Consider the following 21,085-nt stretch of genomic DNA (forward strand, 5'->3'; position numbering starts at 1 on the left):
CGCGGGGCGGACAGGTTGCCACCGGTGAATGTGGCTTCGGGGTTACGGCAGAGTTCCGCGCCGCGGACACTCTGCAAAACCTCGGCTTCCAAGTCGAACTGTCCGCGGGGCGGACAGTGGGATCGTATTCGGGTGTCCGCGGGGCGGACAGTTGGCAGCAGTGAACACGATGTGGATGACGGAAAGGTATCCGCGGTGGAAGGGGCGTCGATAAGAAAGCTGCAGCAGATTCCGCCGCGCGGACAATGGAGTCGGTATTCAGGTGTCCGCGGGGCGGACAGGTAGTCGCTGGATTCCGCGGCGCGGACAAATAATCACAGTTCACCTGGAAACTGGATCATGAGTGTTAAAGGTAAGCGTGGTTGGTCGAAGGGGCATCGATAAGAGCCCTCGTGCTTCCACTGTCCGCGGCACTGCCACTGCCAGCAACTTTCTCGGCGGTGAACTTATCAAGGTGTCCGCCGCGCGGACGAAATAGCCGCGAACATCCTGCAGCTCATGGGATGAGGAGGCGGCAACCCGACTGATAGTTTCGCAGGAGTTATGAAATCTCCGTGCTGCAAAACTATCCTATATGGTAATTTTTGAAGTATGGATGCCGCCGAATCGTTGGAGATCATCGGGGAGATCGCTTCCCAACAGTGGGGACTGTGCACGGCAAAACAAGCACGCGCAGAAGGAGTAACGCCCTTGACTCTCTCCCGACTAGAGACAAGGGGTGGACTCATCCGAGTTCGACATGGGGTTTATGCGACCGTCGGCACCATGATGAGTCCAGCGTTAGACGTCAAAGCACAATGGCTTGCACTCCGACCCGAGATGATGGCCGCTGACCGGGTCCACGACCCTACATTGGCGTCCGAATCCGTCATCTCCCACACCACCGCAGCTGAACTCTGGGGCATCGGTGACCTCTGGCCCGATGGAATCCACTTCACCGTCAACCGTCGACGCCAAAGTAGGCAACCAGAAGTCCAGTTTCATCGAAACAAACTCGACGACCACGAATGGACCCTGCACCCCGAACACAACCTCCCCATCACAACTGCAGCTCGCACCATCGTGGACCTCGCACTAGACGGACATGAACCCCAACATCTCCTTGATCTCATCGCAGATGCGAGCGAAAAGCAATTACTGCAAGAACCTGAGCTACTCAGCGCTTTTGCTGGAAACGAAACAGCTTTCGGCCTGCCAAAAGGTGATCAGGAGGGGCTACGTATGCTTTGGAAAGAATGCTTTCCACCTGTTCCCGCGGCAATCATGGAAGAGCAAATCCAAAGAGCTGTCGCCAAGGCGCTCGAGCCATTTGCTGAAGAGTTAAAGGCGCTCGTCGCAAAGATGCCACTTCAAACCGACTTTCACAGCAGCAATGTAGAAGAGGCACTCCAGAACATGCTCGCTGGCAGAGCAGCTACTGCCCATGCGCTCGAAGCAACACATAAACAATTAGCCGAAACGATCGTGCACAGTGAAGGTTTGAAGACCCTCTGGCTGTCCACCCCTCTTCCCCCATCCCACACAGCAAAACCTCAAGGAGAATCCTGTGCCACAACCTCAAAAACAAAGGGAGCGCCACGGTCAGATCGTTTCAGCACTGAAGAAGGAAGCAAGCCACGCCGGAAAGAAGCCAAACGACGTATATAACCAGTTTTTCCGTGAGGTGTTCCTTCATGAACTCATGCGCCTAAACGACGGTTGGGTGCTCAAAGGGGGCACCAACACTTACTGCCGAATACCAGGCGCCCGGCAGACAAAAGACCTCGACCTATTTCGGCAATATGCCCCTACCTCAGCCTTAAAAGCCGCTGACAGCCTCATCGCGACAATGAACAAGCACCGAGTAGGCCCTTATACATTTCAAGTGGAAAAGAGCAATGGCAAGGCGGAACGAATCGGCACGATAGACAGCAAACGCCTCAAAGTTACAGTCACTTACGGCTTAGGTAGCAGCAACCGCTTCATTGAGTTTTCCATCGACGTCAGTGGTGACCTTGAGGTCACTAGTGAAGTGGAATCAGTCACCGTAGCTTCAAGTTACGACGTCCAGACACCTTATCTTCCAGAACATTTCCAAGTCACGTCGTACCCCATCGCAAACCAGATCGCAGATAAAGTCTGCGCAATGTATGAGATACACGGCGACACACCTCCGGGCAAAGCGTCGACACGCTATCACGATCTCTACGACATTGCGCTATTAGCTTCAGAGCTTCCGCCAACAACACAGCTCAATGCTGCTGAACTCCGCGACGCTCTCAACTCACAGCAACAAATCCGAGGCGTTACTCTCCCAACAAATCTCATTATCCCTGATGCAACGTGGGCAGATCGGTACCCGAAAGCCGCAAAGAAATTTGGCAACGAAATACGAAAAGAATTCTTGATTCTAGATGAAGCCCTACGGGTTGCTGCACTCCTCATTGACCCCATTCTGAACAATGAACTCCATACGTTGACCACAACCTGGAACAGCGCAACACTTTCCTGGACACAATAGCCAGCGCCGGATATCCGCTTGAGGGTGTTCACTCTTCCTCAACCAACTGCACCAAACGCACATTGCCAAAGTGCAAAACCAAAGTGTGAAAGTGCAAAACTTTTTGGCCCCCCTGGCTTGAACATATGGCGATGAAAACTAGACTTCAAGTAGTTGAACTTTTGGTATGGAGATGCCTATGCGTAAGACCTTAATCAGCCTCACCGGCCCCGCCTTCGTTGCTGCAGTGGCTTACGTCGACCCCGGCAACGTAGCCGCCAACATCAGCGCCGGCTCCCACTACGGCTACCTCCTGGTGTGGGTACTCGTCGTGGCCAACCTCATGGCCATGTTCATCCAGTACCACTCCGCCAAACTGGGCCTAGTCACCCACCGCTCCCTGCCGGAAATCATGGGCGAGCGTCTCTCCCGCCGCGCGCGCCTAGGCATGTGGGCCCAGGCCGAGCTCATCGCCGCGGCCACCGACCTCGCCGAAGTCATCGGCGGCGCCATTGCCCTGCAACTCCTCTTCAACCTCCCCCTGTTCGCGGGCGCGCTCATCATCGGCACGGTCTCCATCATTCTCCTCATCTTCCAGAAGAAGAACCAGTGGTTCGAGGGGCTTGTCATCGGCCTGCTCCTGGTCATCTGCATCGGCTTCCTTGCCGGCCTCGCCATCGCCCCGCCCGACCCCGCCGACGTGGCCGGCGGCCTCATCCCCCGCCTAGAGGGCAAGGACAGCATCCTGCTGGCCGCCTCCATGTTGGGCGCCACCGTCATGCCGCACGCCATTTACCTACACTCCTCCCTGACCAAGCAGCGCTACCCCGACCTGGAAATCCCCCACGTGCTGGCCGGCACCCGCGCGGACATCGCCGTGGCGCTGTCCATCGCCGGGCTCGTCAACGTGGGCCTGCTGGTCCTGGCGGGCTCGGCCCTCTACGGCGTGGACGGCACAGAGACCATCTCCGGGGCCCACACGGCGATTGCCAGCCACCTCGGCCCGCTGGCCGGCGTTCTCTTCGCCATCGGCCTGCTGGCCAGCGGCCTCGCCTCGACGTCAGTGGGCGCCTACGCCGGCTCCGAAATCATGGACGGCCTGCTTCACATCAAGGTCCCCCTACTAGTCCGCCGCCTGGTCACGCTCATCCCGGCGCTGGTCATCATCGGCTGCGGGGTCGACCCCACTATGGCACTGGTGGTCAGCCAGGCACTTCTTTCCCTGGGCATCCCCTTCGCCATCATCCCGCTTTTCCGCTATGCCGGCTCCCGGGACGTCATGGGTGAGTTCGCCGCGAAACCCTGGTCTATGGCCGTGGGCTGGACGCTTGCCGCGCTGGTCATCGCACTCAATCTCGCCCTCGTGCTCCTGCCGCTGCTCTAGGCCGCCTACAATCAGCAGCCATGATTGAAGTAGCAGCCGTCGTCATCCGCAACCCACAAGGCCACGTGCTTACCGTGCGCAAGAAGTCCTCCACCAAGTACCAACTGCCCGGCGGCAAGCCCGAGGCGGGCGAGGCGCTTGTCGACGCCGCCCTGCGCGAAGTTGCCGAAGAAGTAGGCCTCACCCTCGACGCCGAGAGCCTCAACAAACTCGGCACCTTCGACGCTCCCGCCGCCAACGAACCGGGCGAGGTCGTCGTCGGCACCATCTTCACCTACACCCGCACCGTCACCGCCGACGAACCCCATGCCGCCGCCGAAATCGGCGACACCGCCTGGGTCAACCCAGCAGCCCCCGACCGCGAGCTTGCACACCTGCTGCGCGACCGCGTCTTCCCCACGCTGGCCTAGCGCCAACTGTCAACACTTCGGCGTCATTGACCTCGAAACCATCAAGAGCTACCCTTTTGAACATGTTCACTGAACACGTTCACTCATCGCGCTCGGCCGCCAAAGCTGGCACCGTCAGCAAGGTCCTAGCCACCGCCTACGAACTCTTCCTCACTCAGGGCTACGCCACCACCAGCATCCGGACTATCGCATCCGAAGCTGGCGTTAGCGTGGGAACCGTCATGGGAGTCGGCGACAAACAAACGCTGCTCATCCGCACCATTGGCCAACACATTTCAGAACTCCACGATGACATCCGGGGACAATCCGATAGCCTTCTCGATGTCCTGAGACCTTTCCTCCAGATGTTTACCGGCCACGAAGAGCTCTCCCGCGCCTTTGGCGCAGCACTCATCCAACAAGGCAATCAAGGCGAAGCGCTCACCGCACTCAAAACGCTCCTGACCGATGAAATCACCCTGCGACTCGGCACCAGGCTCAGCAGCGCCGATGCGGCCGAGTACGCCGACCTGCTGTACAACGTCTACCTCGGCTTACTCATCGGCTGGGCCGCCGGAATCTACGACACCGAGCACCTCACATCCCAAGCCGCCTCATCGATCGAACGCCTCAACACCGCATTCGGAGTAACCCAATGATCCTAGAATCTTCCCCAGCCTGGCCCTCCCTTCTACTAGCAGCCATTCTGCTTGGCGACGCCGCCCTCTCCCTCAAACCAGTCCCCTTCATCGAAGCCTGCCTCAGCGGCGTCAAACTCCCCAAGGACTGGTGGTGGGCGCTCATTGTCATCAAGTGCCTCGCCGCCGTAGGACTCATTGCCGGCCTCTGGTTCCCCGGCGTAGGAATCACAGCCATGATTGGAGTCATCGCCTATTTCTGCGCGGCCGCAGCAGCCCATGTCCGCGCCCACTTCCTCGGTAGCGCATTCTGGATCAACTGCTTAGGCATGCTCGCATTCTCCATCGGAGTACTGATCCTGACGCTCGCACTGAATTAAGACACCAGTCAACCTTTCACGGCTTCCTGAAGGCAGATACATCATTGCACCTCTTGAATGATGACTTGATGCTTTCTACCCTAAAGGTATGCGCACGACGATAAACCTCCCGCCGAAACTCCTTGAAGAAACGAAGGTCCAAGCCAAAGCCAACAATGTCACTTTGAGCTCATACGTCGAAGAGGCGGTCCGCGCTGCCCTCAAGAAGGAAGCCCGCATCAGTACCGAAGACACCCCCGTTAACCTGCCCTCCTTCGATTGCGGCGGACCGGCTCTAGTTGATCTCAGCAACAAAGAAGCTGTGTGGGCGGTACTCGATGATCATTCCTGATGTCAACATTCTCGTTTATGCCTTCCACTCCGCTGCACCGCAACATAAACCCGCTCAACAATGGCTAAGTAGTGCTCTAAATCGGCATGAAACAATTGGACTCCTGGATGTTGTGGCAACGGGCTTGCACTGAGGAGGGCTTCCCACTATTCAAACTGCTAAACATGCAGGTCATCAAAGTGTGAAACTTCAAAAACCATACTGTTAAAGTGTAAAACTGTTGCTTGCTCCCAGACCAGTTATGTTTCACATGAAACGGAGTGTCGGGTTGTCACAAAGTTCCGCGGACGGCGGGGCGGACACCCCGGGCGGCCTCTGCCTACAGGTCGAACTGTCCGCGGGGCGCACAAGCTGTCGCGGGGTTCCGCCGCGCGGACAACCACGCTGACGAAGGCGGCGGCACCCGCGAAGCGATCACCTCCTGCCGCGAATCACGCGTAGCGACGCCCCGCTTCATCAACACCAGCGTCCAATTCACCGTACTGTTCCCACGAGGCTCCCGCTCCAGCGCAGAACACGATGCCCGGCTGGAAGACATAGGCTCCAATACCCGACTCTCCCCGACCGAGGAAGACCTACTGGTCAACCTCCAAGCCTTGGGCAAGAACGTACCCCGGATCTACCAGGCACTCTCCGCGACAGGTAGCGGTATCACCGTGAACGTACTGGCAGCCAATACCGGACTTTCCACAGGCCAAGTGCGCTACGGACTCGCGCCACTGCTTCGCGAGGGCATCGTCACCATGGAAGGTGGCCAAGGCGACCGAGCAACGGTGTACAGGATTGTGCAATCGGTGAGTTAGTAAAACCGCATCATTTTCTTTATTAAGCCTTTCTGGGGAAATTTTTTCCCGTAATGAGCTTTTCTCACCTAAACTTACTTCCATGAGACTGCTTAGCTTTATTGCGGAGAATCACCGTAGCTTCCGTGATGAGTTCGCGCTGGAAATGACGCGTAACTCCTGGCGCACCGCAGTTCCACGTCAAGGTGAGAGTTGGGCCGATGCCTGCCTACCGGTTGCTGCCATATTTGGACCCAATGCATCAGGAAAGACGGCGGTACTCGACGCAATGCGCTACGCAATGGAGGCAATCCAATACTCTGCAAGTAGATGGCTTCAATTTCAGAAAAATCCTCGATCCCCATTCAAGTTAGATGAGGACGCTGTACGTTCCCCCAGTTTCTTTGCACTCGATTTCACTTTAACCGGTGGCATTGGCGGCCCGGAGCTTGCGGCCCGAGAAATTCGATATCACTACGAATTCTCCATTTCCGCGAACCGCATTGAACACGAGCTGCTGCTTGGATATTTCTCCTCCCGCCCAACACGGCTTCTGGAAAGAGACGCCGAACAAGGCATAATCAGCTGGCATAAGTATCTGGGACCACGTATATCTCCAGCCCCGCGAGAACTTGTGCTCTCCCGTGGCTACGTTGCAGGTCACGACACACTACAGTCGTTTGTTGGACGCATTATCGCTGGCGTCGATTTCTACGACATCAGCGACAGTGCCCGGCGGCAACGCCTCGACCGAATTGCGGCGGATATCGCCGACGAACGAATTCCGTTGAACGTACTCACCACACTCGCGGCAGTAGCCGATATCGGAATCACGCGAATTGATGTAGATACAGATGAACGAGAGCTACCGCCGAGAATACGCAAGATTCTCGAGCGAGCTGCGACACATGGTAACAAGACGCCCGGGAAAGCTCTATTAGGCCAAAGTCTGATCGGCCACGACATCGTAAACAGAACGCTGCGATTTTATCACCATGGCAACGAATCCGCCGACGCCGGCTTTCTCATGCGCGATGAGTCATCCGGAACGTTGGCGTGGCTCACCATGGCCGTTCCCATCTTAGAAGCGCTCCGCGACGGCACCGTTTTTTGCGTCGACGAGCTGGATACCAGCCTCCACCCCAGTCTCGCCGAAGCAATCGTCGCACTGTTCCAAGATCAAGATACAAACCCACACGGGGCCCAACTGATCTTCACGTCACATGACGTATCCCTGCTCCAGCCGCAGTCTTCTGCGAACCTGACGAAAGAGCAAGTCTGGTTCACCGAAAAAGACAGCTCTGGTGCAAGTACGCTCTATAACTTGCAGGACTTCCGCGATTTGAAACCGGCATCAAATCTTGCAAAGCAATACCTGGAAGGCCGATTCGGCGCGCTACCGTATCTATTACCAGGTTTAATGCGAAGTGCTGTTGAAGAACTATCACCTACACGACGGGGGCAAGAAAATGGGGAACGTGGCAGCGCGTAAAGGTACACCCAGAAAGCCCAAGAGCAGGGCAAAGCGGAGGCTGAAAAGTCGGCTTCTGATTGTTGTAGAAGGCGACAAAGGAAAGTCTGAGCAAGTTTACTTCCAAAGGCTCGCACAAATTCTGCGTTCCAACGACGTGGCCACGGACATCAAGGTTGTACCTGGTAAGGGAGAACCCAAGCGAGTTCTTGATACATGCGAGAACCATCTGAAGTCCGACAACTTTGACCGCGCGTTCCTAGTCGTCGATTGTGACCAACACACCACCCTGGGTGATGTTCTTCAACTCGCACAAAAGAGCAATATCTCAGTCGCAGTAACGAACCCTCAATTTGAGCAGTGGCTGTATTGGCACCTCTACGACGGCGGGAGCGACGCGAAGAAAATGACCGATGTACTGCAAAAGGAACGCTATCTCACAGGCCGCAATGCGAAAGAACTCGGGGTAATGTTCCCAGTCGAGAGATACCCTGAGGCAACGGCACGCGCAAAACGCCACTGGACCGAAATGCGCCCCAATGCAAAAGGGCCATGCCCGTCATCTTCAATCCCGTACCTTATAGAAGCGATGCAAAAGTAATGACTAACTAGAGGGCCACACAAACCTCCCCACGCACCCGTGGGGAACTTTTGTTCGGTGGTCATGTATCAGTAACGCAGCGGGCTGGCCGCTGACCATGTTGCGCGAGGATCCCTCAAACCGCTTCCGTTCCACTGCACAAGGCCAGCGTCCCGGAGTGCTTGCAGAGCACGGCGGACGGGAGGGTTCGAGAGGTGAAGGGCGTTGGCCACTTGGCCCGTCGATAAGGGATGTGGGCTTGCCTGCAAGGCTGCAAGCACCTCTGTTGAGTAGCGCGGCAAGTCCGCACGAAGCGACTCGTCGAGGCGTTGCACTGCCTTCAATGTCAAGACAACACTGCCACTTGTCTGCCGGTACACGGGGTCTGCAAAACTCGCCTTTCGCATACCAGCGATCATTCGTCGAATCCCTTCCCCCAACTCCTGCCCAATCCGCAACTCAGCAGTCCCACGCGCAATCAACGGGTTTCTTGCAAACCGCGCAATTGCTTCGGGTTTCGACGGGTCCACCAAGCCAGGGAACCTGCCAGGGCTAGACACCTCAACCCGATCAGGATAGATCTCGAACCTGACGTGATCCCCAGCCATACTGTAAGACCTGTGGATCACCGCATTCACCAAACCCTCTAGCCACACATCCGGCGGGATCAAATCCTCCTCTTCAAAAAGCCCACTGCCTACAAGACGGCGCACTTTTGGAAGAATCTTGCTAATCGCAGTTCTGGCCTGCTGAATCTGTTCTGGCAGGGTGCCGTCGAAGCGTTCGTCGTAAAGAATTTGCTGACCATGACCCGGCAACCGACCTGTGTCATTGAACTGGACCACACGAACATGAGCGTTTGGAAAGAACTCCTGCGGATGTTTTCCGAAAAGCAACAATGCCGCTGTCCGCGGGTTGCCTGCCCTATCTATCAAGTTTCGCGCCCTCAACGCATCTTGGGCCGAGGCCGAACCAATCGCCTCCGCATACCGCTCGACCTGCGCCATATCGAGGTCTCCAGGCTCAGCACGTGGTGGAACAATTGCATCAAACTGCTGCTCCCCCTTCAAATACCGCAACTCTAAAATGCCGTCGGGGCCCAGCTGCTTCGTTTCATCCCCGATGCGTAGGAAGCACTCCCCCGATTTGGAATAATGTACACGCTCACTAGGCAAGATATGGAATAGGTATACAGAAGTGGCGTCATCAATGCGAAGGCTCTCGATCTCGACTCGAACCGTTGGATCGGTGTGATCAAACGCCGATTGTCGTAAGTCGTTGTCCTGCCGTGCGCTAGGCAACCCATCGAATTGTCGATCAGTGATACCGACAGCGATGACCCCGCCCTCGGCGTTGGCAAAAGCGATAATCGCCTTCGCAAGATCCTTCGGTTTAATACGAAACGATTTCCGCTCAAACCACTGATCTTCGGGACGCGCAAGCAACTCATCAACCTTTACCGCAGTATTCATGTGGATCACTCTACTCGAAACGATTTCGAGTAGAGTGATATACCCAGGTCAAAACATGTAAATCCGTTTCGAGCATGTTTCGAGTAGGTTTCGAGCCACAACCCAACGGTATAGAATAACGCGCAGGCGAACGAGCGCACCGGGAAGAAAGGCGATCAGGTGAGCATCACTCCACGTCCGTCCAACTTTGGCTTCGTTGGGCAAGCATGGCCCCAGCTCATTATTGAGTGTCGCAATGCGGAGGATGCCGCGCTGACCAACCCGCGCGCGTCGATGTTCCAATCCCGGTTCGTGTTGGAGCAGGTGATTGGGCATATCGCGGCGTTGAATGGGTTGGAGAAGCAGTCCAACATTTTTGATACGCTGACCAACCCGGACTTCTCGCGGCTGCTGCCGGAGACGATCCGTTCCAAGATGCACATCCTGCGCAAGGCCGGCAACACCGCGGTGCACAGCGAAGCGCACATCACCAGCGATGAGGCGCTGCAGGCGCTGAAGCACCTGTATGACGTGATGGTGTTCGCAACTACGCACTTCTCGGGGAAGACGATTCGGGGGATTGCGCCGTTTGACGTCGAGATCTTGAAGCAGGCACCGCGGCAGGCGGCGTTGAACCAGCGGCAGATGATGGCGCTGGCGGCGAAGGAGAAGTCCGCGAGGGAGCAGGCTGACCTGTACAAACTGCAGCTGGATGAGGCGCAGCAGCGGGAGCTGGAGCAGGCTGCGGGGTATGAGGAGGAGATTGCGAAGCTGCGGGAGCAGATCCGCAAGCAGCAGGAGAAGCTGACGCCGCCGGCGCCGCAGTTGGCGGTGGATGAGGCGCAGACGCGACGTGACATCATCACGCCGATGCTGGAGGATGCCGGGTTTGTCCGCGGCCGCACGCTCATCGAGGAATACCCGGTGGCGGGCATGAAGGTGGACTATGTGCTGCTGGATACACAGGGTGTGCCCATCGCCGTTGTGGAGGCGAAGAAGGCCAGCCGCAGCATTAACGACGGCCGCCAGCAGGCCGCGATCTACGCCGACGCCATCGGCAACGCGACGGGACGTGTACCGCTGATCTTCTACACCACCGGGTACGAGGTGCGCTTTTGGGACAGGGACGCCGACCTGCCGGGCGGTGCCGGCTACGAAACCCGCACTATTGAGTCCTACCCAACAGTGCGCGCGATGGAGGCGCTCATCGCCCGGCGCGACAAGCGCCAACCGCTCAGCGCGCACAGCGCCACCATCACCGAGATCGCCGGCAGGCCCTACCAGCTGGAGATGATCCAGTCCGTGGCGGAGGCGTTCGGCAAGGGTAAGCGCCGCGCGCTGTTGGTCATGGCGACGGGGACGGGCAAGACGCGCGTCTCCATCGCCACCGTGTCCATGCTGTTGGAGGCCGGCTGGATCCGCAACGTGCTCTTCCTTGCCGACCGGAAAGCGCTGGTCACGCAGGCGCACGCGGCGTTCAACGAGCACCTCGCAGAGGCGGTGCCCGTCAACCTGACCACCAACCCCGCCGGCGAGGGCCAGGTGTACGTGAACACGTACCAGACCATGATCGGCATGATCGGCGAAGGCCAACGCTTCAACTCCTTCGACTTCGACCTCATCATCGTCGACGAGGCCCACCGGTCCATCTACCAGCGCTATCGACGCATCTTCGACTACCTGGACGCCCTCGTCGTCGGACTGACAGCCACCCCGCGCAGCAACCTCTCCCACGACACCTATACCTTCTTCGGCTGCGAGCCCGACACCCCGACCGGCTACTACAGCCTGAGCCGCGCAATCGAGGAGGGCAACCTGGTGCCCTACGAGGTATTCTCCGGCAGCACCGCCTTCATGCGCCGGGGCATCTCCTACGGCGAACTCACCCCCGAGCAGCAGCTGGAGTGGGAGAACGCCGAATGGGGTGTCGACGAACACGGCGACCCACTTTCCGCACCCCAGGAAGTCAACGCCGCCGAGATCAACGCGAAGCTGCTCAACCGGGACACGATCCGGAAGGTGTTGCGCCAAGTCATCGGCAAGGGGCTGAAGGTCGACGGAGCGGACCGGCTGGGCAAGACCATCATCTTCGCCCGCAACCAGGCCCACGCAGGCCTCATCGCCGACGAGTACCGGGCCATCTTCCCCACCACCGCCACCCGCGCCGAAGTGATCACCCACGGCGTGTACAACGCGGAAGCACTCATCGCCGAGTTCAAACAGCCCGACTCCGGCCTGGACATCGCCATCAGTGTGGACATGCTCGACACCGGCATCGACGTCCCCGAGGTCGTCAACCTGGTGTTTTTCAAACCCGTCTACTCCCCCACCAAATTCTGGCAGATGGTCGGCCGCGGCACCCGCCTGCGCCCTGACCTGTTCGGCCCCGCCGTGGACAAAACGTGCTTCTACATCTTCGACTACTGCGACAACGTGCGCCAATTCAGCGGCACCACCAACACCACGGAAGGCTCGCACCAAGTCTCGCTTTCGCAGCGCAGCTTCACCACCCGCGCCCGCCTACTGCTGACGGCCACGGATGAAGTGCGAGGGGACGTCGCAAAGCATCTTTCGGACGCCGTGCGCAGCGTGCCCCACCGCAGCATCCTCGTGCCCACCGAAGCACGCGCCTACCTCGAGCGATTTAGCGACGCCACCCCCTGGCTCACCGCCGACGCCGACACCCACCAACAAGCCGTCACCGCACTCGCGCCACTACCCTTCGCCGCAACCGGCGACAAAGAACAAGCCCGGCGCTTCGACTACCTCATCTACCAGCTCGAACTCGGACTGTTCGAAGAACGCGGCGACTGGGACGTGCTCGCAGAGAAAGTCGTCGGCATCGCCGAGGCGCTGCTGCAGAAAACCAACATCCCCACCGTGGCCAACAACGCAGCGCTACTCGAGGCGATCGCCGGCCCACAATGGTGGGACGGCGTAACCTACAGCGACCTCGAACTCGCCCGCAAAACGGTCCGCGGGCTCACTGTCTTCCTCGACAAAGCGCAACGCGCCGTGGTGATCACCGACATCGAAGACGAACTCGGCGAACTCGAACAAAGCACCCTCCAAGCCACCGGCGGCACCCAGCGCGAAAGCTCCGTCGTCGAAGAAGAACTCCGCCGCGCACTCGAAGGCAACACCACCAGCCTGGCGCTGCGCAAACTCCGCAACGCGCAACAGCTCAGCACGCACGACCTCGACGAACTCCGTCAGCTGCTACTCAACGCCCACGTCGACGGCGCCGCCGAACTCGCCAACACCCACCAAGCCAAACTCGGCCTCTTCCTGCGCGAAGTCGTCGGGATGGACGCCGACGCCGTCGAAGCGCACTTCAAGGAACTGTTGCACTCCACCGACCTCAACTCCGTGCAACGCACATTCCTCAACACCGTCGTCAGCGAGGTGATCCGCAACGGCGTCGTCGAAGCCCACGAGCTCACCCAACCGCCCTTCGACGAAAACGGCTCCATCATGGACATCTTCCACGAAAACGTCGGCGTTGTTTTGCAGCTGCGCGACAGCCTCGAGCAGCTCAACAACACCGCCCTGCCGACCGCGGGGTAGCTTCGATAAAATCAGGCGCATGAGCACATGGGCACAAATCCTTGGCGTTGGCGCGACGGCACTGCTGATCGGCGGTGGCGTCGGCGCAGGCACCTACGCAGCCATTAACGAGCCGGACCCGGCGCAGTACGCCATCGCTACCACCGCCGAGGCGCCACGCCTCCAACTGACCAACCCCGACGGCCTGCTCACCCCAGCTGACCAGGCGCAACTCGAGCAGAACCTCCAGCGCATCGACCACCCAGAAGTCGTGCGCACCATCCACATCCTCGCGTTCAACAACGCCGAAAACACGCGCGACAACATCAACGACACCATCGAGGAATACTTCCGCGCCCACTACCCCGACGAAATCCTGGACAAGCACGGCTTCCGCGACGGCACCCTCGTCCTCGCCGTGGACATGGCGCACCGCCACCACGCAATCTACGCCGCCGACGACGTCGCCGACGTCCTCGACCTCCACAGCGAATCATCGCGCGTCTCCTCAGTTATCGACGCCATGGTCCCCGGACTACAAAGCAACAACGTCCCCGCCGCCCTCTTCGCCGGCGCGAGCCTCGCCATGGACACCGCCGGCCTGCAGCAGGAGCGTTACGAGTCCGCAGTCGACGACCGGATTGGGGGCGGCATCGGCGCCGGTGTGGGATCCGGCGTGTTGGCAGGCGTTGTTGGCGGCACAGGCGTCGCGCTGCGCAACCGGCGCCGCCGATTGATCGAGCAGGCGCGGGCGGACTACTCGCTCGTGACCAAGGAATACGCCGACCTCGCCGGGCGCCTCGACGGCATCGACGTCCGCGCCAACTCCCTGACCAGCGCGTTTGCCGATGCGGAGCTGCGTCGTCAATGGGGCGACGTCCGCGACCGCTTCCTCAAACTCCACGACACCGTCTCCGGCGCCGGCGGCATCAGCAGCATCCCCATCTCCGACGACGCCGCTGCCTACCGCGCCCGCAAACAACTCGCCGACGCCGCCGAAACCCTCACCCACACCAGCCACGCCGAAGACAACATCAACCGCCTCTTCAACATCGAACAAGGCGACACCACGACCCGCCGCACCGACCTCGCCCGCCTCAGCAGGGACATCACCAAAGCACGCACCTCAATTAACGACGCCACCCTCCGCCAAGAACTCGTCTCCTTGGAGGAGCGCGTCCGGCAGCTGGATGCGGACCCCGCCAGCCCCACCTTCCTCGACGACTACCTCCACCTCCTCTCCGACTACCGCATCATCCTCGACGCCGTCAAAGACAAAGAGTTCAGCGACGTCAAAGACCGCCACAAACTCACCACCCCAGCCATCTACGACAAGGACTACTGGTACCCCACCTACATCCCATTCGTTGCGATGCAGTCCTGGCACAACACCAACGTCGCCGCCGCGAACTCGGCTGCTTCTTCCTCCTCTTCGGGTGTGAACACGACGTTCAGCTCGGGGTTCACGGCCGCTGGCGGGTCGGGGAGTTTCTAGGGGTTGGTCCTGCACCAAATTCCCTCATACGCGCTCGCCGACCTGGGCTTTTGCAGATTGGGCTGCTGAAAAGCGGGAATGTGGTGCATGTCCCGGCCTTAAAAACATCAGAATGCAGATTGATGCTAAATTGGCGTTGCAGACCTCCACCGCACATGCGGAATTTGGGGGTCTAGCTGTTTTCCAGGGCTATTGGCCGTATCTTCGGGGAGTTCCACCCCAGTCTCACCTCTCAACCAGTCCGGGACAGATCTTGAAATCTTGTAAATTTGAGGCCTGTGGAATCCATCTGAGCAGGAGGAATCTGAGTGATAGCCTTATTCTCGTGCGAAAAATGAACATTAATTTCAGGGCCGAATGGAATAACGCGCAAGTCATTGCCGCTCTGCTCGTTGCTTTCGTGTTATTCCTTGCCATGGTGCACTGGGGGTTGGTGCTCTTCTGGGAAAAGCCCTGGCAGGAATCGCTTGCGACGATATTTTCATATCGAGGAGCGATACCTGCTGCCGCAGCTGCCGTACTTACGTTAGGTATCGCCACCAAGTCACTGTCGCAGAAATCAAATGCTGATGACCGCTCTGCGTACTACGAACGTGTTCAGTGGGCAATCGATATGACACTTGCAGAAAATCCCGCTCAGCAAAATGCAGGTTGGCGTTTTTTGACCCCAATGCTGGAGTCAGGGTTGAAGTCTTCAGAAGATATCGGGTTTACTCGGGCAATTCTTGAATACGACAATAAATTTAACCCGAGGAATTCAACCTTTTCGCCGGGTACTACTTCGAAGAACTGGGTTTCAGACCTAGAGATTTTGTTACTATTATCCGTACTAGGTCATAACAGGGATAGGAAGGAGTCTGCTGATGACTAATCAGGCAATGGCAGAGCGGAAGTATCCACTGACCGAGTCCCATAAACGAATGATCGAGCAGTTGCCAATGACACAGGCGAAAGCTAGCCGTGATTTGCAAGAGTATGCCAAGAAACTCGAAGCACGTCAGAACCGGCCCTTATGGCAGCGGATTCTAGGCATTTATCCGATATAGATGGTGTTGCCCGGAGGGCTCCACACATAGGTTAAAAGACCGAGTGTGATCCATGCGACCATCAAACACAGCCACAAGCAGCCGTACTAAAACGTTTCACGGGCTTCTCCTAGTATGAGTAGTGTTTCCTTGCAGGATAAATGCAAATATTTTTGCATCACAATTGTTTGCTCTGCCCGAACACATTCACTCCAGCTGACTGACTAGCCGTCACCGATCTAGGCTTTTACAACTTGGCCAACTCAAAACGAGGGAATGTGGTGCAGGCACCTCTTCCCTGCGCACCAAATTCCTGGTTTTCGCGGGGCGCTCGGCGTTTTCCCAGGTCGCGATTCGGCAAGATGGGAATGTGGTGCGCGCCCCAGCCTGCCCAGCCGAGCCAGTGCCAAAGGACGCAATTTCGAAAAGTAGCACCAATATAGTGCCTGGTCAGCAATGGGCTGTATGTTTAGGGGTGCGTCCTTTGGCACTCACGGCACTCGAGACCTAAGAACGCCAAAGGCCCCACCAAAAAGGCGGGGCCCTAAGCCAAAAACTAAAACTACTCCACGGTGACGGAGTTGATCACGACGTCCTCGACGGGGCGGTCCATGCGGCCGGTCGGGACGTTGGCAAGCTCGTCGACGACCTTGCGGGAAGCCTCATCGGTGACCTCGCCGAAGATGGTGTGGCGGTTGTTCAGCCACGGGGTTTCGGCGACGGTGATGAAGAACTGGGAACCGTTGGTGCCTGGGCCGGCGTTGGCCATGGCCAGCAGATATGGGCGGTCAAACTGGAGTTCTGGGTGGAACTCGTCGGCGAACTGGAAGCCTGGGCCGCCGGTGCCGGTGCCGGTTGGGTCGCCGCCCTGGATCATGAAGTCGGGGATGATGCGGTGGAAGATGGCGCCGTCGTAGAAGGGGCCTTCGGTGGTGCCGGAGGCGTTCTTGGTGGAGTAGTCGAGGGTGCCCTTCGCCAGGCCGGTGATGGTGTCAACGGTGTGTGGGGCGTGGTTGCCAAACAGGTCGACTTTGATGTCGCCGTGGTTGGTATGGAACGTCATTGTCTGCGTCTTTTGAGTCATGGTGTACAGCGTACACGACCCTCCACGCCCCTCGTCCGGTGTTAGCGCTGGGCGAGCACCGCGTCGCGTGCGGCAACCAGGTTGCGTAGCGAGGGCTCCACTTCCTCATACTTGCGGGTCTTCAGGCCGCAGTCGGGGTTGACCCAGAGGTGTTCGGCTGGGACGTGGCGCAGTGCTGCTTGGAGCAGTTCGACGATTTCCTCGACGGAAGGGACGCGTGGTGAGTGGATGTCCCAGACGCCGGGGCCGATTTCGGAGTGGAAGGAGTCGTCGATGTCGGCAAGCAGTTCCATGCGAGAGCGGGCGGCTTCGATGGAGGTGACGTCGGCGTCGAGGCCTGCAACTGCGTCGATGATCTGGCCGAACTCTGAGTAGCAGAGGTGGGTGTGGATCTGGGTGGTCGGAGTGGCGTTCAAGGAGACGAGTCGGAAGGAGCGGACGGCCCAGTCGAGGTAGGACGGGCGGTCCTTGGCTCGGAGTGGGAGGAGTTCGCGCAGGGCCGGCTCGTCGATTTGGATGATGCTGATGCCGGCTTCCTCGAGGTCGCGGACTTCGTCGGCGAGGGCGGCGCCGATTTGGTCGGCGGAGACGGACAGGGGGACGTCGTCGCGTTTGAAGGACCAGGCCAGGATGGTGACTGGGCCGGTGAGCATGCCCTTAACCGGCTTGTTGGAGAGGGATTGGGCGTAGGTGGCCCATTCGACGGTCATTGGGGCTGGTCGGGAGACGTCGCCGTAGACGATTGGTGGGCGGGTGCAGCGGGAGCCGTAGGACTGGACCCAGCCGTTTTCGGTGACGACGAAGCCGTCGAGGAGTTCGGCGAAGTATTGGACCATGTCGTTGCGTTCGGCTTCGCCGTGGACGAGGACGTCGATGCCGATTTCTTCTTGCAGTTCGATGACCTGCTTGATTTCTTGCTGCAGCGCTTCCTTGTATTGAGCGTCGCTGAGTGTGCCGTTGCGGTGTGCGGCGCGGGCTTGGCGGATCTCGGGGGTTTGGGGGAAGGAGCCGATGGTGGTCGTCGGCAAGCTGGGGAGGTTCAGGGCGTCGCGCTGAGCCTGCTGGCGCTCGGCGAACAGCGGCTGACGCTGCACCTGACCTGCAGGAAGAGTGCCAAGACGCTTGGCGACGGCCTCGTCGTGGCGCAGCGGGGACTCCGCGCGAGTGCGCGCCACACGGGCGGATGCGGCGAACGCGACCTCCGCGGCCTGCGGCCCGGCGCTCAAGGCGAGGGCTTCGGCGATCTTCTCGTCGGCGAACGCAAGCCAGGTGGCGACGTCCACGGGCAGGTTGCGCTCGGCCTTCAGGGTGTGCGGCACGTGCTGCAGCGAGGTGGACGTGGTCACCGATGTGGCGCCGAGGGTGGTGAGGACTTCGGTGCGTTCGGCGAGGTCGGCGGCCCAGACGTTGCGGCCGTCGATAAGTCCGGCGACGAGGTGTGTCTCGGGCGCGACGTGGGTGCGGACCTGCTCGACGTAGTCAGGGGTGGCCTGCAGGGTCCACGGGGACAGGTCGACGTGGAGGGCTTCGGGCTTGAGTTCGCCGAGGACGGGAAGGGCGGCGTCGGCGGCGCCGTACGGGGTGGTCAGGTAGACGCTCGGGCGAGCGTCGGCGCCGAGGAGCGTCGACCATGCCTCACCCAGGTAGCGCGCGATATCGGTGTCCGGGGTGTCAACGTCAGCGACGACGATCGGCTCGGCGACCTGGACCCACTCCACACCGGCCTGGTGCAGCGCCGCGAAGACCTGAGCGTACGCGTCGACCAGGGCCGGGAGCAGGGACCACTCCACCGGCTTCGACAGCGCGAGCAGCGTGACTGGGCCGACGAGGTACGGGCGCACCTGATGGCCGGCCTCGCGGGCCTCCTCCACGATGCGCACGATGCGGTCCGGCACCGGCGTGATCTCCTGACCAGCGGCGACCTCGGGCACGAGGTAGTGGTAGTTGGTGTCGAACCACTTGGTCATCTCCAGCGGCACGCGGTTGGCGGTGCCGCGGGCGAGCGCGAACTCCTCGTCCAGGTCGGTGCCGCCGGCGACGAGGCCGACGGTCAGCGCGGTCTCCAGGACGTGGTCGTAGAGGGCGACGTCCGCCGGGATGGCGTAGGGCTCGGAGAGACCGAGGTCACGCAGGTGGTTGTACGTATCGATGCGCAGGGCGCGCGTCGTGGAGCGGAACGTGTCCGCGTCGATCTGCCCGGACCAGTAGGACTCCAGGGCGCGCTTCAGTTCGCGTTGCGCGCCGATCCTCGGGTAGCCCTCGATGGTCGTGGTGGGGAATGCTACGGTGCTCACAGGTTGAGTCCTTTCAATAGTTCACGTGTTACTGCTAAGTCGTTATGTGTGTAAACATGCAGGCCACCGGCGCCAGCCTGCAGAATCGTGCGCGCTAACTCAACGGTGAGTCGCATGCCAATCTGGTGCTCTTCCTCCGGTGTCCGCGCCGCTTCAAGCTGCTTGATGACGTCCACCGGGGGTGCCACACCGGACAACTCGCCCATCCTGCGCACCCGGTTCACGCTGGTCATCGGCATGATGCCGGGGATCAGCGGGATGCGCACCCCGGCGAGCCGGGCACGCTCCGCGAAGCTGAGATAGTCCTGCGCGTCGAAGAACAGCTGCGTGATGGCGAAGTCGGCACCGAGGCGCTGCTTCGCCAGCAACACGTCCAGGTCTTGGTCGTCGCTGGTGCTCTCCGCGTGTCCCCGCGGGTAGCAGGCCACCGACAGCGCGAGCTTGCCCGCCGCGAGGCGGTAGGCCTGGGCGTCGGCAACGTCCTGGATCAGGTTGAGCAGGTCCGTTGCGTGCTGCAGGTGTGTGTCCGGCAGGCGGTCGAGTCCGGCCGGGATGTCGCCGCGAAGGGCGAGGAATCCGCGGACGCCGGCGTCGATAAGCTGGGTGATCCACTGCCGCAGCTCGTCGGGCGTGCCGGCGGTGCAGGCGAGGTGCGCGATGGGGCGCATGCTCGTGGTCTGCGCGATGCGCTCGATGAGGCGGGCAGTGCCTTCCAGCCAGTCGCTGCGGTGCGAGCTGGTGACCGACACGTAGTCGGGCTGGTAGGCGGCGAGCCCTTGGATGAGGGCGTCGAGCTTGGCGGAGTCGGCGCTGTGACGCGGTGGGATCACCTCGAAGCTGAGTGCCGTGCGTGCCCGCTGCGGGCGTGGTGCGAGCTCCTCCTCGATGCCGTCCAACGGTGCCGACGCCGAGATCCGCGTTTCCAACGTTGCCTGCCGCACCTGACTCACCTGCCTTCTGTTGCTTCCTGTTGATGGGGTGCAATGAAATTTAAGACTGGCCGCAAGGGTGCACAACTACTTTTGCGTATCGCGATGTATTGCCACAGGTCAGCGACCTGCGAAATGTGAATAATATTTCCCAAAACTGAACCGCTTGGTCTACTTTGTGCGGACTGTGGGGGCACATGTCGGTGCAGCCCGCTAGGGTGGTTGGGAAAGAACACAACGAAGGAGCACACATGAACCTCACCACTGCACGACTCGCACTGCGCGGCATCAGCGGCGCCTGGAACTACTTCCGCGAACTCAACAGCAAGCAGCAGCGTGACGTCTACGAAGCACTCACCGAAGCCATCAAGGACGACAACATCGACGACCTCCACGACCTCGCCGACGTGCCACAGCTCGAGGGGATCTACGACGCCGCGCGCCAGCAGGCCGGCAAAGTCACCCGCGCCAGCCACGCGCGTATCGACGCCCGCCGCGCCCTCCACGCCGCGACCGCCCCTGACCGCAAGGCCCGCCAGATCGCGCTGAAGAAGGAAGCGCGCAAGCGTGGGACCGGCTCGAAGGTCCTGTTCGCCTCCCTCGGTGCTTGCGCGCTCGCGGCCGGCGGCTGGGCGCTGTGGGAGTTCTACCTGCGCGAAAAGCTCGAGGAGCGCAACCACGAGCCGAAGCACGCGCTGCGGGAAGACGCGACTGAGGGCACGTCTGAAGGCACGGCCACGCTGGTGTATTCCACCGATTCCGCCGACGACCAGTTCAGCACCCTCGACGCCCTCGACGAGGACCAGCGCCGCGCTACGAAGTAGCTG

19 protein-coding genes are annotated in these 21,085 nt (G+C 59.9%); 15 read left to right on the forward strand and 4 right to left on the reverse strand.

The annotated features are described in order from the left end of the window. The first annotated feature begins 591 nt into the window (after positions 1-591). From QP752_RS05645 to QP752_RS05690, 10 genes are all read left to right on the forward strand, one after another. A complete protein-coding gene (locus QP752_RS05645; RefSeq protein ID WP_070479067.1) occupies positions 592-1,647 on the forward strand; it encodes a type IV toxin-antitoxin system AbiEi family antitoxin domain-containing protein in 1,056 nt (351 codons plus the stop codon). Next, on the forward strand, positions 1,547-2,500 hold the full coding sequence (locus tag QP752_RS05650) for a nucleotidyl transferase AbiEii/AbiGii toxin family protein (protein WP_284804807.1): 954 nt from the start codon (positions 1,547-1,549) through the stop codon (positions 2,498-2,500). Before QP752_RS05645 ends, QP752_RS05650 begins: the two co-directional genes overlap by 101 nt. A gap of 178 nt (positions 2,501-2,678) precedes the next feature. Next, positions 2,679-3,863, forward strand: a complete 1,185-nt coding sequence (locus QP752_RS05655; protein WP_070363637.1) for an Nramp family divalent metal transporter — start codon at positions 2,679-2,681, stop codon at positions 3,861-3,863. 20 nt (positions 3,864-3,883) lie between these two features. Further along, on the forward strand, positions 3,884-4,273 hold the full coding sequence (locus QP752_RS05660) for an NUDIX domain-containing protein (RefSeq protein ID WP_005292595.1): 390 nt from the start codon (positions 3,884-3,886) through the stop codon (positions 4,271-4,273). 62 nt (positions 4,274-4,335) lie between these two features. After that, positions 4,336-4,911, forward strand: coding sequence for a TetR/AcrR family transcriptional regulator (locus QP752_RS05665; RefSeq protein WP_005292598.1), 576 nt, complete (start codon positions 4,336-4,338; stop codon positions 4,909-4,911). Then, entirely contained in the window at positions 4,908-5,270 is a 363-nt protein-coding gene (locus QP752_RS05670) for a DoxX family protein (protein WP_005292602.1), read from the forward strand. The genes QP752_RS05665 and QP752_RS05670 overlap by 4 nt, the downstream gene beginning before the upstream one ends. Before the next feature lie 88 nt (positions 5,271-5,358). After that, entirely contained in the window at positions 5,359-5,601 is a 243-nt protein-coding gene (locus QP752_RS05675) for a CopG family transcriptional regulator (RefSeq protein ID WP_005292604.1), read from the forward strand. Positions 5,602-5,861: 260 nt separating this feature from the next. Beyond that, positions 5,862-6,404, forward strand: coding sequence for a winged helix-turn-helix domain-containing protein (locus tag QP752_RS05680; protein WP_070363354.1), 543 nt, complete (start codon positions 5,862-5,864; stop codon positions 6,402-6,404). 82 nt (positions 6,405-6,486) lie between these two features. Next, entirely contained in the window at positions 6,487-7,875 is a 1,389-nt protein-coding gene (locus QP752_RS05685) for an ATP/GTP-binding protein (RefSeq protein ID WP_083290940.1), read from the forward strand. Beyond that, positions 7,862-8,455, forward strand: a complete 594-nt coding sequence (locus tag QP752_RS05690; RefSeq protein WP_284804810.1) for an RloB family protein — start codon at positions 7,862-7,864, stop codon at positions 8,453-8,455. Before QP752_RS05685 ends, QP752_RS05690 begins: the two co-directional genes overlap by 14 nt. 68 nt (positions 8,456-8,523) lie before the next feature. Here the strand turns inward: QP752_RS05690 and QP752_RS05695 are convergent, their stop codons facing one another. Continuing rightward, a complete protein-coding gene (locus QP752_RS05695) occupies positions 8,524-9,906 on the reverse strand; it encodes an RNA-binding domain-containing protein (protein ID WP_284804811.1) in 1,383 nt (460 codons plus the stop codon). Between the two features lie 159 nt (positions 9,907-10,065). Here QP752_RS05695 and QP752_RS05700 point away from each other — a divergent pair, with 159 nt between their 5' ends. From QP752_RS05700 to QP752_RS05715, 4 genes are all read left to right on the forward strand, one after another. Beyond that, positions 10,066-13,452 carry a DEAD/DEAH box helicase family protein gene (locus QP752_RS05700; RefSeq protein WP_284804813.1) on the forward strand — a complete coding sequence of 1,129 codons (3,387 nt, stop codon included), beginning with the start codon at positions 10,066-10,068 and terminating at the stop codon, positions 13,450-13,452. A gap of 19 nt (positions 13,453-13,471) precedes the next feature. After that, the gene (locus tag QP752_RS05705; RefSeq protein WP_070479075.1) at positions 13,472-14,926 is read left to right on the forward strand and encodes a DUF5129 domain-containing protein; all 1,455 of its coding nucleotides are present in this window, start codon (positions 13,472-13,474) and stop codon (positions 14,924-14,926) included. A 112-nt stretch (positions 14,927-15,038) separates the two neighbouring features. Beyond that, positions 15,039-15,797: a hypothetical protein gene (locus QP752_RS05710; RefSeq protein WP_284804816.1), complete on the forward strand. Its 759-nt coding sequence runs from the start codon at positions 15,039-15,041 to the stop codon at positions 15,795-15,797. Next, entirely contained in the window at positions 15,790-15,972 is a 183-nt protein-coding gene (locus QP752_RS05715; protein ID WP_070363358.1) for a hypothetical protein, read from the forward strand. Before QP752_RS05710 ends, QP752_RS05715 begins: the two co-directional genes overlap by 8 nt. 541 nt (positions 15,973-16,513) lie before the next feature. Here the strand turns inward: QP752_RS05715 and QP752_RS05720 are convergent. From QP752_RS05720 to QP752_RS05730, 3 genes are read right to left on the reverse strand one after another with little or no spacing between them, the layout of a single operon-like run. Then, positions 16,514-17,035, reverse strand: a complete 522-nt coding sequence (locus QP752_RS05720; protein WP_070363359.1) for a peptidylprolyl isomerase — start codon at positions 17,033-17,035, stop codon at positions 16,514-16,516. 41 nt (positions 17,036-17,076) lie between these two features. Then, a complete protein-coding gene (gene metE, locus QP752_RS05725; RefSeq protein WP_284804819.1) occupies positions 17,077-19,329 on the reverse strand; it encodes a 5-methyltetrahydropteroyltriglutamate--homocysteine S-methyltransferase in 2,253 nt (750 codons plus the stop codon). Beyond that, a complete protein-coding gene (locus QP752_RS05730; RefSeq protein WP_071573219.1) occupies positions 19,326-20,255 on the reverse strand; it encodes a methylenetetrahydrofolate reductase in 930 nt (309 codons plus the stop codon). The genes metE and QP752_RS05730 overlap by 4 nt, the downstream gene beginning before the upstream one ends. 254 nt (positions 20,256-20,509) lie before the next feature. Here QP752_RS05730 and QP752_RS05735 point away from each other — a divergent pair, with 254 nt between their 5' ends. After that, positions 20,510-21,082: a hypothetical protein gene (locus QP752_RS05735; RefSeq protein WP_284804821.1), complete on the forward strand. Its 573-nt coding sequence runs from the start codon at positions 20,510-20,512 to the stop codon at positions 21,080-21,082. The last annotated feature ends 3 nt before the right edge of the window (positions 21,083-21,085 follow it).

It is taken from the genome of Corynebacterium sp. UMB10321 (assembly GCF_030228725.1).
Taxonomy (GTDB): domain Bacteria; phylum Actinomycetota; class Actinomycetes; order Mycobacteriales; family Mycobacteriaceae; genus Corynebacterium; species Corynebacterium pseudogenitalium.

Bases quoted from the DNA above. Each gene is read 5' to 3' on its own strand.
- QP752_RS05720 (WP_070363359.1), bottom strand. From the start codon at position 17,035: ATGACTCAAAAGACGCAGACAATGACGTTCCATACCAACCACGGCGAC.
- QP752_RS05665 (WP_005292598.1), top strand. From the start codon at position 4,336: ATGTTCACTGAACACGTTCACTCATCGCGCTCGGCCGCCAAAGCTGGC.
- QP752_RS05660 (WP_005292595.1), top strand. From the start codon at position 3,884: ATGATTGAAGTAGCAGCCGTCGTCATCCGCAACCCACAAGGCCACGTG.
- QP752_RS05670 (WP_005292602.1), top strand. From the start codon at position 4,908: ATGATCCTAGAATCTTCCCCAGCCTGGCCCTCCCTTCTACTAGCAGCC.
- QP752_RS05645 (WP_070479067.1), top strand. From the start codon at position 592: ATGGATGCCGCCGAATCGTTGGAGATCATCGGGGAGATCGCTTCCCAA.
- QP752_RS05675 (WP_005292604.1), top strand. From the start codon at position 5,359: ATGCGCACGACGATAAACCTCCCGCCGAAACTCCTTGAAGAAACGAAG.
- QP752_RS05715 (WP_070363358.1), top strand. From the start codon at position 15,790: ATGACTAATCAGGCAATGGCAGAGCGGAAGTATCCACTGACCGAGTCC.
- QP752_RS05735 (WP_284804821.1), top strand. From the start codon at position 20,510: ATGAACCTCACCACTGCACGACTCGCACTGCGCGGCATCAGCGGCGCC.
- QP752_RS05705 (WP_070479075.1), top strand. From the start codon at position 13,472: ATGAGCACATGGGCACAAATCCTTGGCGTTGGCGCGACGGCACTGCTG.
- QP752_RS05685 (WP_083290940.1), top strand. From the start codon at position 6,487: ATGAGACTGCTTAGCTTTATTGCGGAGAATCACCGTAGCTTCCGTGAT.
- QP752_RS05710 (WP_284804816.1), top strand. From the start codon at position 15,039: ATGCAGATTGATGCTAAATTGGCGTTGCAGACCTCCACCGCACATGCG.
- QP752_RS05655 (WP_070363637.1), top strand. From the start codon at position 2,679: ATGCGTAAGACCTTAATCAGCCTCACCGGCCCCGCCTTCGTTGCTGCA.
- QP752_RS05695 (WP_284804811.1), bottom strand. From the start codon at position 9,906: ATGAATACTGCGGTAAAGGTTGATGAGTTGCTTGCGCGTCCCGAAGAT.